This window comes from Acinetobacter sp. NBRC 110496 (assembly GCF_000876115.1).
GTDB lineage: Bacteria > Pseudomonadota > Gammaproteobacteria > Pseudomonadales > Moraxellaceae > Acinetobacter.
The window spans coordinates 22,115-37,791 of the sequence record NZ_BBTF01000004.1 but is presented as its reverse complement, the minus strand read 5'-3'; the positions used below and the strand labels follow the sequence as shown (position 1 = coordinate 37,791).

The 15,677-nt window shown below is 43.5% G+C and carries 15 protein-coding genes; 9 read left to right on the top strand and 6 right to left on the bottom strand.

All coding sequences use genetic code 11. From position 1 onward, the window contains the following. Positions 1-11: 11 nt before the first annotated feature. Positions 12-662, top strand: a complete 651-nt coding sequence (pdxH, locus tag Aba26S_RS03415; RefSeq protein ID WP_016651338.1) for a pyridoxamine 5'-phosphate oxidase — start codon at positions 12-14, stop codon at positions 660-662. Then, positions 663-2,363, top strand: a complete 1,701-nt coding sequence (gene recJ / locus Aba26S_RS03410) for a single-stranded-DNA-specific exonuclease RecJ (RefSeq protein ID WP_016651339.1) — start codon at positions 663-665, stop codon at positions 2,361-2,363. It begins immediately after the preceding gene. Positions 2,364-2,413: 50 nt separating this feature from the next. Here the strand turns inward: recJ and Aba26S_RS03405 are convergent, their stop codons facing one another. Both Aba26S_RS03405 and Aba26S_RS03400 read right to left on the bottom strand, forming a co-directional pair. Continuing rightward, complete coding sequence (locus tag Aba26S_RS03405; RefSeq protein ID WP_016651340.1) at positions 2,414-3,271, bottom strand: putative porin; 858 nt, start codon at positions 3,269-3,271, stop codon at positions 2,414-2,416. A gap of 204 nt (positions 3,272-3,475) precedes the next feature. Then, entirely contained in the window at positions 3,476-4,282 is an 807-nt protein-coding gene (locus Aba26S_RS03400) for a putative porin (RefSeq protein WP_016651341.1), read from the bottom strand. 408 nt (positions 4,283-4,690) lie between these two features. Between Aba26S_RS03400 and prfB the strand changes: the two genes are divergently transcribed. From prfB to Aba26S_RS03375, 5 genes are all read left to right on the top strand, one after another. After that, a protein-coding gene (gene prfB, locus Aba26S_RS03395) for a peptide chain release factor 2 (protein WP_096911324.1) occupies positions 4,691-5,786 on the top strand; the annotation gives its coding sequence in 2 pieces (ribosomal slippage) (positions 4,691-4,762 and positions 4,764-5,786; 1,095 coding nt in all). A gap of 162 nt (positions 5,787-5,948) precedes the next feature. Further along, positions 5,949-6,251, top strand: a complete 303-nt coding sequence (locus tag Aba26S_RS03390; RefSeq protein WP_010590065.1) for a helix-turn-helix transcriptional regulator — start codon at positions 5,949-5,951, stop codon at positions 6,249-6,251. 27 nt (positions 6,252-6,278) lie between these two features. After that, positions 6,279-7,343: an alkene reductase gene (locus Aba26S_RS03385; protein WP_016651342.1), complete on the top strand. Its 1,065-nt coding sequence runs from the start codon at positions 6,279-6,281 to the stop codon at positions 7,341-7,343. Between the two features lie 108 nt (positions 7,344-7,451). Then, entirely contained in the window at positions 7,452-8,774 is a 1,323-nt protein-coding gene (locus Aba26S_RS03380) for a 3-deoxy-D-manno-octulosonic acid transferase (RefSeq protein WP_016651343.1), read from the top strand. Beyond that, positions 8,771-9,481: a 16S rRNA (uracil(1498)-N(3))-methyltransferase gene (locus Aba26S_RS03375; protein WP_016651344.1), complete on the top strand. Its 711-nt coding sequence runs from the start codon at positions 8,771-8,773 to the stop codon at positions 9,479-9,481. Before Aba26S_RS03380 ends, Aba26S_RS03375 begins: the two co-directional genes overlap by 4 nt. Here the strand turns inward: Aba26S_RS03375 and Aba26S_RS03370 are convergent. Further along, positions 9,470-10,441, bottom strand: coding sequence for a mechanosensitive ion channel family protein (locus Aba26S_RS03370; RefSeq protein ID WP_005275580.1), 972 nt, complete (start codon positions 10,439-10,441; stop codon positions 9,470-9,472). The genes Aba26S_RS03375 and Aba26S_RS03370 overlap by 12 nt on opposite strands. 123 nt (positions 10,442-10,564) lie before the next feature. Further along, positions 10,565-11,128, bottom strand: a complete 564-nt coding sequence (locus Aba26S_RS03365; RefSeq protein ID WP_016651345.1) for a DUF805 domain-containing protein — start codon at positions 11,126-11,128, stop codon at positions 10,565-10,567. 284 nt (positions 11,129-11,412) lie between these two features. Here Aba26S_RS03365 and acs point away from each other — a divergent pair, with 284 nt between their 5' ends. After that, a complete protein-coding gene (acs, locus tag Aba26S_RS03360) occupies positions 11,413-13,356 on the top strand; it encodes an acetate--CoA ligase (RefSeq protein WP_005275583.1) in 1,944 nt (647 codons plus the stop codon). Between the two features lie 55 nt (positions 13,357-13,411). Here acs and Aba26S_RS03355 read toward each other — a convergent pair whose 3' ends face one another. Beyond that, positions 13,412-13,957: a cysteine hydrolase family protein gene (locus tag Aba26S_RS03355; protein WP_005275585.1), complete on the bottom strand. Its 546-nt coding sequence runs from the start codon at positions 13,955-13,957 to the stop codon at positions 13,412-13,414. Positions 13,958-14,061: 104 nt separating this feature from the next. Between Aba26S_RS03355 and Aba26S_RS03350 the strand changes: the two genes are divergently transcribed. Then, the gene (locus Aba26S_RS03350; RefSeq protein WP_016651346.1) at positions 14,062-14,475 is read left to right on the top strand and encodes an AsnC family transcriptional regulator; all 414 of its coding nucleotides are present in this window, start codon (positions 14,062-14,064) and stop codon (positions 14,473-14,475) included. A gap of 75 nt (positions 14,476-14,550) precedes the next feature. On the opposite strand, the gene sfnG is transcribed toward Aba26S_RS03350, so the two are convergent. After that, positions 14,551-15,657 (bottom strand): dimethylsulfone monooxygenase SfnG, encoded by a 1,107-nt coding sequence (gene sfnG / locus Aba26S_RS03345; RefSeq protein ID WP_005275589.1) that lies wholly within the window; start codon positions 15,655-15,657, stop codon positions 14,551-14,553. Positions 15,658-15,677: the final 20 nt, after the last annotated feature.

The window sequence follows — 15,677 nt, the reverse complement described above, 5'->3', positions numbered from 1 at the left end:
GGAGTGCATTTATGAATGATGTCATTAAAGACCTGAGTGAGTTGCGTTTGAGCTACGAGCAAGGTGAGTTACATGAAGGCCAAGTGAGTGGCCAACCTCATTTGCAGTTCCTCAATTGGTTTAATCATGCACTGGCTGCTCATTTACATGAACCCTATGCGATGTCCTTGGCAACGGCAAATCGACAAGGTCGTCCGCATGTGCGTACGGTCTTGCTACGTGGCGCGACAGAAGCAGGTTATGACTTCTATACCAATTATGACAGCCAGAAAGGTTTAGATTTAGCTGAAAATCCCTATGCTGAACTGCTGTTTTACTGGCCTAGTCTAGAGCGTCAGGTGCGTATCGGTGGTAAAGTCATCAAGATTTCTGCACAAGAGTCGACGGATTATTACCATAAGCGTCCGCGTGACAGTCAGATTGCGGCGCATATCAGTACCCCACAAAGTGGTGTGATTGAAAGCCGGGAGTTATTACAGCAACGCTTTCAAGCGTTGCAAACTCAAGCCCAAGCTGAGCTGGATAAACCTGAATTCTGGGGCGGTTATCGCCTCGAAGCGGATTATTATGAGTTCTGGCAGGGCCGACCAAATCGCCTACATGACCGTTTAAGTTATGAAAAACAGAACGGTGTTTGGACTATACAACGTTTGATGCCATAAATGACCCAGATTCAAATTCAACAAAGACCCTTACTGACACGCCCTGAACAGTTTCAGGGCGTGCCTGCATTTATCGCTGAAATTTTAGCAAGACGCGGCGTTCAGTCAGAACAAGAACTAGAGCTGAAACTGAAGTATCTCCTTTCGCCTGATTTAAAAGGCTTGGAGCAGGCGGTTGCCTTGATCGATCAAGCCATTGATCAGCAAAAGCAGATCGTGATTGTCGGGGATTATGATGCCGATGGTGCAACCAGTACCGCGTTGATGGTTCTCGTGTTGCAAGACATGGGTGCCAGAGTAGAGTATCTGGTGCCTGACCGTTTTAAATATGGTTATGGACTTACGCCAGCAATTGCAGAATTGGCTCAGCACAGTTATCAACCTGATCTTTTGATTACAGTCGATAATGGAATTTCCAGTCATGCGGGTGTGGAAACGGCACAGGCATTGGGAATGCAGGTGATTATCACCGACCACCACTTAACCACCAAGCCGACACCGAGTGCCGAAGCAGTGGTTAATCCGAATCAGCTGGGTTGTGACTTTTCCAGCAAAGCACTGGCTGGGGTAGGTGTTGCTTTTTATGTGTTAGCACGACTAGCCAGCACTCGTAGTCAGCAGGGTAAAAGCAGCAGCAAAGTCACCCAGTATCTTGATCTGGTGGCTTTGGGTACCTATGCCGATGTGGCGACACTGGATTACAACAATCGTATCTTGATTGATGCTGGACTAAAACGCATTCAGCAACATCAGTGTCGTGCAGGCATTTTAGCCTTATTGGATATTGCGGGTCGTGATGCCGCTAGTTTACGTGCGCAGGATTTAGGTTTTGTACTGGGGCCTCGTATTAATGCGGCGGGTCGGATGGAAAGTATGCGCATCGGGATTGAGTGTCTACTCGCTGCCGATATGCAAACAGCCTATCCGATTGCACAACAATTGAATCAGCTCAATATGGAACGCCGTCAAGTTGAATCGGAAATGAAGCAGCAAGCGTTGAAAGCACTGCAACATGTACAACTTGAGACAGCGCATTTACCTGCTGCCTTGGTAATGTTTGATCAACAATGGCACCAAGGGGTGATTGGGATTGTGGCGGGACGATTAAAAGAGCAGTTCCACCGGCCAAGTCTGGTGTTTGCTCCTGATGAAGATGGCATCCATATTAAAGGTTCAGCACGTTCGATTGATGGAATTCATATTCGTGACACCATTGAGCAGGTTGCGGAGCAATATCCACATCTGGTTAGTCATTTTGGTGGTCATGCGGCAGCGGCAGGTTTGACGCTGAAAAAAGAGCACTTTGATGAATTCAAAGCGGTGTTTATTCAGTCTATTGCGGCCATGGATGAGGAGTTGTTTCAAGCGACCTTATGGACCGATGGTGAATTAGGCGATTCAGCTTTGCATCTTGGAACTTTGGACTGGATTGAACAGCTTGGGCCTTGGGGACAAAAATTCCCCCTTCCTCAATTTGAGGGGCGCTTTAAAGTGATTGATTATCGCTGGCTCAAAGATCAGCATCTCAAACTAAAACTTGCGGTAGGCTCACATTCGATTGATGCGATTGCATTTAATGCCATGGATCGGTTTGAATTTAACCCGATGCTGGGGTATGTAGACTTGGTTTATACCTTGGAACGTAATGTCTTTAATGGTAACACCAGTCTGCAATTACAAGTTGCGTATTTAAAACAATAAAAAATCCGCTCCTACGAGCGGATTTTTTGCCATTTTTGATGAAGCCAGTATCAGAAACGAACCGTTCCATTGAGCGCAAAAGCATCCACGCCATCTGTGGTGGTATAACCCACACCTAGAGCAAATTGTGGTGTGAAGAATTTCTGAGCATGAATATTAAACACACTGTCTGAGTCTTTTGCGGTAGAGTCAGCAAATGAGACACCAACATTGAGCGTTGGATCAAGATAAAGATCTGCACCTAAACGGTAGGTTGTTTCATCACCAATATAGCTGAGCGCTTCAAAGTTGGTATAGTAGCCACCAATTTGTGCGACATATTTAGCACGTAAAGAAACAGCAGTATCGTCATTTTCCCCAGACACGATTGCTGCGTTTGAAAGTGTGCTGGTAAAACCGTATTGAGCAACCTGTACAGGGTTTAAGCTATCTGATAAATCTGCAACGCCAACAGCAAGGAGTAATCCAGAGATTGGCAAGAAACCTGCTTCTAAGTTATAGCCATCACTCTTTTTGGAGTCTGAGCCGATTCCATTGATTGTCACTTTAACATTGGTACGATGTAGGGCGCCAGAAAGATAGAACTGTGTATTTGGAACGTAGAACTCACCTTGTAGTCCTAGCATATTAAATTGTAAATCACCGAAATCTTGGTCATCCTTGAGCTTGCTATAAGCATAGCCACCGCCAATATTCGAAGCTTTATCTAAGAACGCTGCTTCTGCCCAAGGCACATTTCGGGTTTGTACCGGATTAAAATAATATTTAGCGCTGATCACGGCACTATTGCCTTTGCCATCATCCATATTGATATGTTCATATGCACCACTGGCTTCAGTTTGATAAGCATGGGCATTGATTGCAAAGCAAGCACTCATAAGTACTGCAAGAAGATTTAAATTTTTCATTTGTTATTTTCCCCGTTTAAAAATAATACATATTTTGTTACAGGCGCTAGTGTAGTCAAAAATATATAACCGTCAATTCTTTAACGCATAAAATATTAAAAGACAGCACAGGGAATAAGGGGGGAATGGATGAAAGGCTGGTTGAAAAAAAACGCCCTGAATGACTCAGGGCGTTTTTTATGTTTGCAATTTCGATTTCAAAAATTAGAAACGATATGCAGCACGAAGACCGAAAGAAGTGTAATCGTTGTCAATATATGACTTGTCGTTACCGAAACCTACACGGCCTTCTAAGCTCACTTGTTGATTGAAGAATTTCTTCGCAGAAATACCCCATTCATTCGAATTGATGATTGTGTCATCATATTTAAGTTTTTGGTAATCAACACCAACACTTAAAGTTTTGTCGATGAAGTAATCACCTTTTAATTTCACTTCTTTGTTGTCACCAAAAGCACTATAAGCTTCTAGGTTGACGTCATTCTGACCCACTTTGGTTACATACTTGGCGCGAAGTGTTGGGCTAGTTTCACGGTCACCGTCTTTAACGTCAACAGTTTTTGCACCCGCAGCAATTAATAAACCCGGTGCTGGTAAGTAACCCACTTCACCCGCATAGTGGTTAACTTTTACTTTGCCATCAAGGTAGTTGCTATTTGGTTTGATTTCTTCACGACCAATATTACCGCTTAAGTAGAAATCAGAGTTTGGAACGAAGTATTCAATCCCTGCGCCATACTGGTTGTTTTTAATGGCATCATCTTTTTCATAAGCGTACTGTGCACTTACATTGCTAGCACGGTCAAGGAACGCTGCTTCTGCAAGTGGTGCATTACGTGTTTGTACTGGATTGAAATAATACTTACCATCTACGCTGAAACGATCACTGTCACCAAAACGATCTTGGTCTTTATAGGTATAAGAACCACCGACCTCAGCTTGATAAGCATGAGCAGTGCCAGTTACTGCGATTGCAGATAAAAGTGCTGATGCAATTGCTAATTTTTTCATGGTTGTTTCCTCATTAAGATTTAAACCAAGTGTTAAACACAGATACATGTTTTGTTACAACTTGAGTCTAGAGTAATTTTCATGATCGTCAATCTTGATAAGGTAATCAAACTGTACAAATGTAATTGACTTGTAATTTTGACATTTTATATTATTGATATTTATTAATAAAAATGGATTGTTTTGATTTATTAAAACTTAGGAGATATTGTGTATTTTAGTGAATTTAGTCTACTTTTTATACATTGAGCCAGCCTAAATCGGGGTTAGAAAACATTTCAAACAAAAATAAATTTATTTATAAAGCTGATTTTAAGAAAGCAAATTATTCAAAAACACATGGCTGTGTCGGCTAAAACAGTTATGTTAAAATAGCGGATTAAGTGAAAAAATTGTGAGAAAACACGCGTGGAAATTAATCCGTATTTAATTCAATTGAAAGATTTAGCTGATCGTAGCCAAACACTACGGGGGTATCTTTGACTACGATCTAAAGGTTGAGCGTTTAGAAGAAGTTTTAAGAGAATTAGAAGACCCTGCGATTTGGAATGATCAAAACCGTGCTCAAACCATCGCCAAAGAAAAGGGCAGTTTAGAAAATACCATTGCTGTGTTTGATCGTCTTGCTGAACAGTTAGATGATGCTAAGGCTATGCTTGACCTTGCGGTTGAAGCAGATGATGAAAGTTTATTGTTGGATGTTCAGGCTGAGTTAGACAGTGCTGAAGAAGCTCTGGGCAATCTTGAATTCCGCCGTATGTTTAGCAATCCAATGGACCCAAATCCATGCTTCCTTGAGATCCAATCTGGTTCGGGTGGTACTGAGGCTCAAGACTGGGCGTCGATGTTATTACGTATGTATTTGCGCTGGATCGAACGTCATGGCTTTAAAGCTGAGCTGATGGAAGTCTCTGACGGTGATGTGGCAGGAATTAAATCAGCCACCATCCGTGTTGATGGTGAGTTTGCCTATGGTTGGTTGCGCACCGAAAGTGGCGTACATCGTTTAGTACGGAAGTCACCATTTGACAGCAACAACAACCGTCATACCTCATTCTCAGCAGTGTTTATTTCACCTGAGATTGATGACAATATCGAGATTGATATCAATCCATCCGATGTTCGTACCGATACTTACCGTGCTTCAGGTGCGGGTGGTCAGCACATTAACAAAACCGATTCTGCCGTTCGTTTAACGCACGCACCGACAGGGATCGTAGTGGCTTGTCAGAACCAGCGTTCACAGCATGCTAACCGTGACCACGCGTGGAAGCAATTACGTGCCAAACTCTACGAGCTCGAAATGAGCAAGCGTAATGAAGCTGCTCAAGCCTTGGAAGATTCGAAGTCAGATATCGGCTGGGGCAGTCAGATTCGTTCGTATGTGTTAGATGACTCACGTATTAAAGACTTGCGTACCGGAGTTGAAAATTCCAATACCAAAGCTGTGTTGGATGGTGACTTGGATAAGTTCATTGAAGCAAGTTTGAAGCAAGGTTTATAAGTTTTAATCCAATTAAAACGGCAATCTCGTTCAGCATCGGCTGGTTAATCGAAAAAATATGATATTAATATCGAAAAAAATGGATATTAATATTTAAAAAGTTCGATATACTGGATTCAGGTGCTGAACAAAGCGTTGCCGCTTGAGAAACGTGGTGAGTCTATGGATATTGATGTTATAAGCAAAGCCTTAGCCAATCCATTACGTCGACAGATCTTGCAATGGTTGAAAGAGCCTGAGCAATTTCTACCCGTTGAGCAATGTGGTGGTAGTTTTGAACGGGGTGTATGTGCAGGGCACATCGAACGTTTAGGAAAAGTTGCGCAATCGACCATGTCGAATCATTTGTCTGTACTACAACAGGCAGGATTGATCAAGGTCGAGAAATATGGACAGTGGTCCTATTTCACGCGTAATGAAGCTTTGATTCAGCAATATATCGAACATTTAAAACAAGCACTTTAAATCGAAGAAGTGTAAGTTGAGGCGATCATGGCTGAACTAAATTCTACTTTGCAAGTAGGTGATTTCACGATTAAAAACCGTCTGGTTTTAGCTCCATTAACCAGAGCGCGTAGCGGTGCACAGCGTATTCCAAATGATTTAATGGTGGAATATTACCAACAACGTGCCAATGCTGGCCTGATCATTACCGAAGCAACCGTGATTAGCCCAAAGGCAGCGGGCTATGCCAATACGCCGGGTTTATGGTCGCAAGAACAAGCACAGGCATGGCATAAAATTGTTGAAGCTGTGCACGCACAAGACGCAAAAATCGTGGTTCAGCTCTGGCATGTCGGTCGTATTTCACATCCAGACTTATTGGACGGTGATACACCTGTAGCGCCAAGTGCCATTCAACCTGCGGGTGAAGTGAGCTTGCTTCGCCCAAAACGTGCTTTTGTGACACCGCGTGCGTTGTCTCATGAAGAAATTCAAGAAATCGTAGCGCAATATAGAAATGCAGCTGAACAGGCCAAAGCCGCTGGGTTTGATGGTGTTGAATTGCATGCAGCCAATGGCTATCTGATTGATCAATTTCTACAAAGCAGCACCAACCAGCGTGATGATGAATATGGTGGTTCAATTGAAAACCGTGCGCGTTTATTGCTTCAAGTGGTGGATACCTTTATCGAGGTATGGGGTGCTGGTCGAGTCGGTGTACATCTTGCACCGCGTGGTGATTCACACGATATGGGTGATGAGAATCCGTTGGCAACGTTTGGCTATGTGGTCGAGCAATTAGATCAGCGTAAAGTGGGTTTTATTTTTACCCGTGAATATGAAGCTGCAGATAGCTTATTACCTAAATTACGTCCTAAATTTAAAGGGGTGTGGATTGCCAATGAAGGTTTAACGGCGGATTCTGCGAAACGTATTTTGGCGACAGGCCAAGCCGATGCAGTTTCATTCGGTAAACAATACATTGCGAATCCAGATTTATTTGAACGTTTACAACATGATTTAGCTCTAAATCCACTTCAACCACAAACTTTATATGGTGCGGGTGCTGAGGGTTATACCGATTATCCTGCTTATGAGCAGTTAGAAGCTTAATTTGCTTTAAAACTGTAAAATGGCTCATGCGATTTACCAAAATCGCATGAGTTTTTGTTTTAAATTCCGCATAATGAGCAGCAATCACATAGTCAATTATGGTCTCGGATGGCGCAGAACACAGCAGCACAGCAAACACCGTTTTGGTATAACGTTTTATTGGCTTGTCTCAAGCCCTTATACCGTTGGAAAATCAAACAACGGGCAGAAACTGATGCGCTGTTTCAACAAGAATGTATCGAGCGTTTTGGGCCGTTTCAGCCTGCTAAAAATTTAGGGGCAATTTGGTTTCATGCGGTATCAGTCGGTGAAACCAACGCGGCACAGCCTCTTATTGAACATTATTTAAAATTAGGCCATCCGGTTTTGGTGACCAATACCACCAAGACTGGGCAAGCTCGGGCAAAATCCCTGTTTTTAAAAGCGCCTTATCTGGATTTATTTCAGGCGGTGTATTTGCCTGTCGATCAAAAAGTATTACTAAAACAATTTTTTAATCTGTATCAACCCAAACTATTGGCATTGGTTGAAACAGAGATCTGGCCAAATTTAATTGCCACAGCACAACAGCAACAGATTCCCTGTATTTTACTCAATGCACGCCTGTCAGAGAAATCGGCCAAAGGTTATGGCAAGGTTCGCCGTTTAACCCAACCGATGCTGCAACAACTTACTTGGTTGCTGGCACAAGATCTGGCAACGCAACAGCGTTATGTCGATTTAGGCCTCAATCCAGCCAAAAGTCAGGTAGTTGGCAATATTAAATTTGATATCACTGCACCAGAACATTTTGTCGCGCAAGCCCAGCAACTCAAGCAGGATTGGCAACTGGCCGATCGTCAAATCATCACCTTGGCGAGCACCCATGCCCCTGAAGAAGAAAGTTTACTCAAACAATTACAGCCGCATTTAAATTCAAATCCGAATTTACTCTGTATTGTGGTGCCACGACATCCAGAACGCTTTGATGAAGTATTATTTAAGGCGTGCCAAAGTTTAAATTTAAAAACCCAACGCCGGAGTTTGCAACAATCCATCCAAGCGGATACTCAAGTTTTTCTTGCCGATAGTATGGGAGAAATGTGGCTCTGGTATGCCCTCAGCCAAGCCTGTTTTGTTGGTGGTTCATTGAATGAGCCGGGCGGTGGGCATAATATTTTAGAACCGATGGTGTTGAATGTACCTACAGTGATTGGTCCTCGTTATTTTAATTTTCAAACTATTGTGGATGAGTTTGTGGCGCAACAGGGTATTTTGATTGGAGCGGATGCGGAGCAGGTGGCACAGCAATTATTGGCTTGCCTAGAAGATACTGTTCAGGCCCAGCAATTGGTTCAACAGGCAGAGCAGGTTTTGCAGGCGAATAAAGGTTCTTTACAACAGCATATTCAGTGTCTTGATCATTACTTACAACGCACAGCTGCATCATGAATATTGTGTTACTTGAAGCCGAACAATGCAGCTCGATGGACGCATGGCAGATTAACTACTCCAGACAATTACAGCATTTACGTCAGCACTTACAGCTCAATGTTGGTGATACCCTGAAAGTTGGCATTCGAGCGGGGCAGCGCTACCTTACCGAGGTTGTCTGTATCACGGAACAAGCTATTACGGTTCGTCCAATTCAAACAGAAGCAGTTCCTGCAAAGCTACCCGTACATTTGATTCTTGCTTTACCCCGCCCCAAAGTATTGCGCCGTATCATCATGGATGCAGTGACTTTAGGGGTAGAACGAATCAGCCTGATTCATAGTTATCGAGTGGATAAGAGTTATTGGCAAACGCCGTTTTTACAGCAGTTGAATGATTATGTGACTCTGGGGCTAGAACAGGCTGGTGATACCATTGCACCAGACATTCAGATGTATAAACGCTTTAAACCTTTTGTTGAAGATGTTTTACCAACGTTGATTCGCGAAGACCAGCCTGCCTATGTGGCGCATCCCTATGCCGAGCAGAAAATGCCATATGCGATTCCACATGCGTGTAGTTTGATTATTGGCCCAGAAGGCGGATTTATTCCTTATGAAGTTGATTTGTTGCAAAAAAATGGTTGCCAAGCCATGTGCTTAGGCAACCGGATTTTGCGAACAGAAACTGCGGTATCGAATATTATTGGACGTTTATTTGTCTGAGTTGTCACTCGATTCAATTTGATCGCCACGATAGACTTTCACTTCCTGTACCGGATAAGGAATCGAAATTCCTTTTTCATCAAAAGCTGTAACGACAAATTCCTGAATTTCACTGATTGATGCCGAAGTCGTTGTTTCAGTGGTATTCACCCACCAGCGCACAGTCAAATTAATCGAAAAATCTGCCAGTGCAGTGACATTGACCGAGAAGCCTGGTTGACTGAGTACATTCAGGTTGCGATCCAGAATATCCAGAATAATTTTCTTGGCTTTTTGCATATCATCTTCATAGCCAATACCGACTACAAATTCACAGCGGCGACGCTGATAGGCATTATTCACAGTGACCGCGCTGGTATAGACGGTGGCATTTGGAATCACGATACGTCGGCCATCAGGTGAACGTAAGAAAGTGGCACGAATTTGAATATCTTCAACATTGCCTTCTAAACCATTCACCACAATATCATCGCCGATACGGAAGGGTTCACTGATCAGAATCAAAATCCCGGATAGTAAGTTCTGGAAAATATCCTTAAAAGCGAAACCAATTGCGACAGAACCAATTCCCAAAGCACCAATCAACTGACTAGGGGTGAAACCCGGAATGGCAATCACCAATGCGATCAGGAAACCAAAGAAGATGATAAACGTACTACCGACGCGATTAAGGACCAACACCAAATTCTGACGGGTATAGCTACGATTTTCTAAGGTCTTGCGAATAAAAAATTTGAATAATTTAGTGAGTAACCAAAAAATAATGAAAACCGTAATCGCGATACCGATATAGGGTACGCGTTCCCAGAAACTATCGATGATTTTATCAATCGTGGTATAGGCATCATGATACTTTTCAGTATGTGCGAGCACCGTTTCAGTCGTCTTGGCACTAGCTTGCTGGATCAGTTCACCAGTATCTTTTGCCACTTCAGTTAAGGTTGTTTGTTGGTTTGCCACAGCAAGATCTCTATTTCGCAAAGGAAGGAGTAAATGAGGGGAGCCATCATAAAGAATTTATGGCTGATACGCATGCAAAATTAAGTTTTGACTTCCACTCATCATCAGACAGAATAGCGCGGGTTAGAAATATCCGGTCGTATTTTGAAGGATTTGTGTTGGAGCATCCCACAGATCTGGGCTGGCAAAATAATAAGCAAAGGTGAAGATACCGAACATCATCAGCAAGCTGACCAGAATCATGATCCATGCCAGTAATTTTTCCCAAGCACGGGATGGACGTACATCGCCATAGTCGTTGCGATGAGGTGTTCCTGGTGCAAGTAAGACATATAAAGTAAACAAGAACTGGAGGACTGGAACCAATAACAGCAAGCTCAACCAACCTGTTTTATTTAGATCATGCAAACGGCGAATTAAGAATACAATTTGAAAATAAAGTGTGATGAGCCAAAGGGCAATAAAGGCAAAGAAGGTGATGCCGGAGAAGGCCGAAAATACAGCCTCATCGATGTTGCTGGTCGTAAAGATGCCCGCGAAGGCAAAGATACCGAGAAAAGCAGCCATACAAATTAGGCTGAGTAAACCATACCAACCAATATAACTGAGGCGGTTGAAACGCCCGTTTGGTGAAAGTGGCTGATCTGTAGAGATTAGGGTTGGGGCTGGTGATTCGGGATTAAACATGAGCGATTCCTGTTTTTCTGATTATTAAATCTTTTAAGATCTAGGCAATGATCAAAATAATCACTTATTTTAAAAACAAAAAGCATAGACAAGCAGTTCAAATTTAAATTATTTTGAGTAAATTTTTGAAAATAAGTCCGTCGGAACAGTATAAAACTTCTACGACCAAAGCCGCATTGTTTGCCTTTGTAAATGGTGCCCATACTGCAAGAGAGAACAAAACATATCCAAAAGAATAGGTGAGAACATCTAGGATATGAGATAAAAGACCAAGGAAGTAAGCTATGAAAGACATCTACCCAGTGCCTGATAAATTCAAAGAAACGGCAAGAATCTCGGAAGCAGACTATTTCAAACGTTATCAGGAATCCATTGAACAGCCTGAAGTTTTTTGGGCGGAACAAGCAAAAAAAATTGACTGGATCAAGCCTTTTACGCAGGTGAAGAATACCAGTTTTCAGCAAGATAACTTTAAAATCGAATGGTTTGCCGATGGTGAGTTGAATGTCTCTGCAAATTGTTTAGATCGTCATTTAAAAGATAATCCATTAAAACCTGCCATTATTTGGGAAGGTGACCATCCATCGCGCCATAAAATTATTTCTTTTGTTGAATTGCATGATGAAGTCTGTCGTTTTGCCAATGTGCTCAAAAAACAAGGCATTGGCAAGGGCGATCGTGTGGTGCTGTATATGCCAATGGTGCCTGAAGCAGCCATTGCCATGTTGGCCTGTGCACGGATTGGTGCAGTGCATTGTGTGGTTTTTGGTGGCTTCTCGCCAGATTCATTGGCGAGCCGTATTGAAGATAGTCAGGCGAAATTGGTCATTACCGCCGATGCGGGGATGCGTGGCGGTAAGTTGCTGCCACTCAAAGAAAATGTGGATGCGGCTTTAGCGATTGCTGGAACGGACAGTGTCCAAAATGTGATTGTGGTACATCGTACTGGTAATCCGATTCAGTTCAATGCGAACCGTGATATTTGGTATCACCTTGCGATTATGGAGGTGGATGAACACTGCCCACCCGAGCCGATGAAAGCCGAGGATCCGCTATTTATTCTATATACCTCAGGCTCGACCGGAAAACCGAAAGGGGTACTGCACACCACTGGCGGTTATCTGGTGTATGTGAATACGACCTTTAGAGAAGTCTTTGACCTAAAAGAAGATGATGTGTATTGGTGTACCGCAGATGTGGGCTGGATTACAGGGCATAGTTATTTGCTTTATGGTCCATTGAGCAATGCCACCACCACGGTGATGTTTGAAGGGATTCCACAGTATCCGACATGGGCACGTATCGGTCATGTGATTGATAAGCACAACATTACGATTCTGTACACGGCACCGACTGCGATTCGTGCCATGATGCGTGAGGGTGATGCCTATGTCCGTGAAAGTAATCGTAGTAGCCTACGTTTACTGGGTTCAGTTGGTGAGCCAATCAACCCAGAGGCATGGAACTGGTATCACGAAGTGGTCGGTGAAGGGCGTTGTCCAATTGTCGATACATGGTGGCAAACTGAAACAGGCGGGATTTTAATTTCACCACTGCCAGGTGCAACCGCACTCAAACCTGGTTCGGCAACCCGTCCATTTTTTGGTGTGCAACCCGCACTGGTGGATGGTGAGGGCAATGAGCTGCAAGGTGCAACCGAAGGCAATCTGGTGATTAAAGACTCTTGGCCTGGACAGATGCGAACCATTTGGGGCGACCCAGAACGCTTTATTGAAGCCTATTTCTCTACTTTTAAAGGCTGCTATTTCACTGGTGATGGCGCCCGTCGGGATGAGGATGGTTATTTCTGGATTACGGGACGTGTCGATGATGTCCTCAACGTTTCAGGGCATCGTTTGGGTACTGCCGAGATCGAGAGCGCTTTGGTGGCACATGAGGCGGTGGCTGAGGCTGCAGTGGTCGGGATGCCGCATGAAATTAAGGGTCAGGGGATTTGCACCTTTGTGACTTTACAGGCCGATGTGGCGGAATCTGAAGAGCTACGTAAGGAGTTGGTGAATTGGGTGCGTAAAGTGCTTGGTCCTGTGGCAACCCCAGATGCATTGCATTGGGCGCCGGCTTTACCTAAAACCCGCTCAGGCAAAATCATGCGCCGTATCTTGAGAAAGATTGCGGCCAATGAGCTGGATAGTTTGGGGGATACTTCAACGCTGGCTGAGCCTGCGGTCGTAGAGGCTTTAATTGCCACGGTCTATCCAAACCGATAAATCAATTCAAATGAAGAAGAGCGCTTGATGAAGCGCTCTTTCTATTTTATGTGGATCATTTATGTGTGGCTAAAAAATCTTCGGTATTTTGTACTGTCGCAAAGAAGCCTAATGCCGATAGAAAAGCAGTTTGCACATCAGCGGCTTTGACAGTTTTGCCATCATACTCAAGGTCACGGGTTGCGGTGGCATCGGCGATCACAATCGGCTGATAACCCAGTTCTTTGGCGGCACGTGTCCCCGAATCAATACAGACATGGGTCATCATGCCGGTAATCACTAGTTGTTCTACCTGATGTTGTTCCAGTACTTTTTGAAGATCGGTGTCTAAGAAACTATTTGGAAAATGCTTTTCGATAATAATTGAACTGTCAGTAGCTTTAAGCTGAGGATGCAATTCAACACCGATGGTATTTTCCTGAAAGAAACTGGCTGAGGCAGGATTAATATGCTGGATATAAATAATCGGTAAATTGTTTTGGATAAAATGATCTTCTAACTGGTTGGTATATTGCAAGGCAAGCTCTGGATTGACCAGTTCCATTTTGCCATTTTTAAAATAATCGTTTTGCACATCAATAATCAGTAAGGCCTGTTTCATTATGTTTACTTCCAAGATTAAGATAAAACAAGCATAGGGTGAAACAGAGAAATCGGCTATATTCGGGTGAAAGCATTGTTACTGGTTTTATTTCGTACTGAAAAATGAATATTGAACTTGATCTGATCGACTTAAAAATTATTGAACTTTTAAAACAGGATTCTCGCCTGAGCCATAAAGAAATTGGATTGCGCGTACATCGTACAGGGCAGGCTGTTGGTGCGCGAATTGCTCAATTGATGGATGTGGGTGTGATTAAAAACTACACCATCGCGATAAAATACGAGCATAAACAATTCATTCAACTGTTTATGAATGATCAGCAAGCTTTTATCGAGGTTGAACGACTGGTTAAACAATACCAACAGGTGGACGAGTGTTTTAAAATTCTTGGCAATGCCTGCTATATGATTGTCAGCCATTTTAATCCATCGCAATTAAATGAATTTATTGAACAGTTATCGAAATGGTGTCGTTATTCAGTTGAAACAGTCATGCGAGAAATTGAGACGACTTAAAATAAAAAAGCCCCAAGCCGAGCCTTGGGGAGGATGTGTATTTCTTTTGTTTTTCTTCTTGTTTAACGCTGAAAACTAAGCTGATTTCGCTGCGAGATGATGCTCCTGTTGTTGTTCGAGTTGACGGACCAGCGGTAGAACTTTTTCTCCAAAATATTCAACTTCCTCAATGAAATGCAGAAAGCCAGAAAGAACAAGATCCACCCCCACATTTTTTAAGGCCACAATCCGCTCTGCAATCTGTTGCGGTGTGCCAATCAGGTTGGTTTTAAAGCCATCGTTATATTGCACCAGATCATCAAAGGTTGATTTTGCCCAGTTGCCTTCACGTTCGGGTGCTGCTGCGCCAGCTTCACGGGTGGCATCACCAAAAGCATTCACCGCCTCAACATTGGCTTGTGCAATGATTTCATTCAGAACCGCTCTGGCTTCCTCTTCCGTATCACGGGCGATGATAAAAGCATTGACCCCAATCTTGACCTGCCGATTGGCCTGTTTGGCTTTGCTGCGCACATCATCGACCTGCTTTTTGATTTCTTCGACACTATTGCCATTGGTAAAATACCAATCGGATACCCGTGCAGCCATATCTCGTGCAGCACGGGAACTACCGCCCTGAAACACTTCGATCGAAGGTTGTTGCAGTGGTTTCGGCTTGAGGGTGTAATTCTGAAACTGGTAATACTTACCATCAAAGCTGTAATTGTCAGTACTCCAGACCCCTTTCAAGGTGCGGATAAATTCCTCTGAACGCACATAACGTTCATCATGTTCAGGCCAAGGTTCACCAATGGCATCAAATTCGCCACGAAACCAGCCACTGACCACGTTAATGGCAATACGCCCTTGGCTAAGATAGTCAATGGTCGCCAGCTGTTTGGCAGCCAATGCGGGCTTCCAGGGGCCAGGCAGGATGGCAGCAATCACCCGAAGTTTTTCAGTTTTCGCCAGTAGCGCATGGCTAAAACTCACTGATTCATGTTGGTTTTCTGCGCCATATCCTGCGGTAAAGCGGATCTGGGTCAGCGCATATTCAAAACCGCTTCGTTCTGCCGCCTGTGCGAGACGAACATTATAGTCATAGCTCCAGTCGGTACGTTGTTCAATGTTGCTTACAACGAGACCACCACTCACATTGGGAACCCAGTAGGCAAATTTAATTGCGGATGCTGTTGTCGTCATCGTTGTATCCTCCATTTAAT

What these genes read in the sequence shown, in the direction of transcription:
- pdxH (WP_016651338.1), top strand. Translation starts at nt 12, where the DNA reads ATGAATGATGTCATTAAAGACCTGAGTGAGTTGCGTTTGAGCTACGAG.
- recJ (WP_016651339.1), top strand. Translation starts at nt 663, where the DNA reads ATGACCCAGATTCAAATTCAACAAAGACCCTTACTGACACGCCCTGAA.
- Aba26S_RS03405 (WP_016651340.1), bottom strand. Translation starts at nt 3,271, where the DNA reads ATGAAAAATTTAAATCTTCTTGCAGTACTTATGAGTGCTTGCTTTGCA.
- Aba26S_RS03400 (WP_016651341.1), bottom strand. Translation starts at nt 4,282, where the DNA reads ATGAAAAAATTAGCAATTGCATCAGCACTTTTATCTGCAATCGCAGTA.
- Aba26S_RS03390 (WP_010590065.1), top strand. Translation starts at nt 5,949, where the DNA reads ATGGATATTGATGTTATAAGCAAAGCCTTAGCCAATCCATTACGTCGA.
- Aba26S_RS03385 (WP_016651342.1), top strand. Translation starts at nt 6,279, where the DNA reads ATGGCTGAACTAAATTCTACTTTGCAAGTAGGTGATTTCACGATTAAA.
- Aba26S_RS03380 (WP_016651343.1), top strand. Translation starts at nt 7,452, where the DNA reads ATGGCGCAGAACACAGCAGCACAGCAAACACCGTTTTGGTATAACGTT.
- Aba26S_RS03375 (WP_016651344.1), top strand. Translation starts at nt 8,771, where the DNA reads ATGAATATTGTGTTACTTGAAGCCGAACAATGCAGCTCGATGGACGCA.
- Aba26S_RS03365 (WP_016651345.1), bottom strand. Translation starts at nt 11,128, where the DNA reads ATGTTTAATCCCGAATCACCAGCCCCAACCCTAATCTCTACAGATCAG.
- acs (WP_005275583.1), top strand. Translation starts at nt 11,413, where the DNA reads ATGAAAGACATCTACCCAGTGCCTGATAAATTCAAAGAAACGGCAAGA.
- Aba26S_RS03355 (WP_005275585.1), bottom strand. Translation starts at nt 13,957, where the DNA reads ATGAAACAGGCCTTACTGATTATTGATGTGCAAAACGATTATTTTAAA.
- Aba26S_RS03350 (WP_016651346.1), top strand. Translation starts at nt 14,062, where the DNA reads ATGAATATTGAACTTGATCTGATCGACTTAAAAATTATTGAACTTTTA.
- sfnG (WP_005275589.1), bottom strand. Translation starts at nt 15,657, where the DNA reads ATGACGACAACAGCATCCGCAATTAAATTTGCCTACTGGGTTCCCAAT.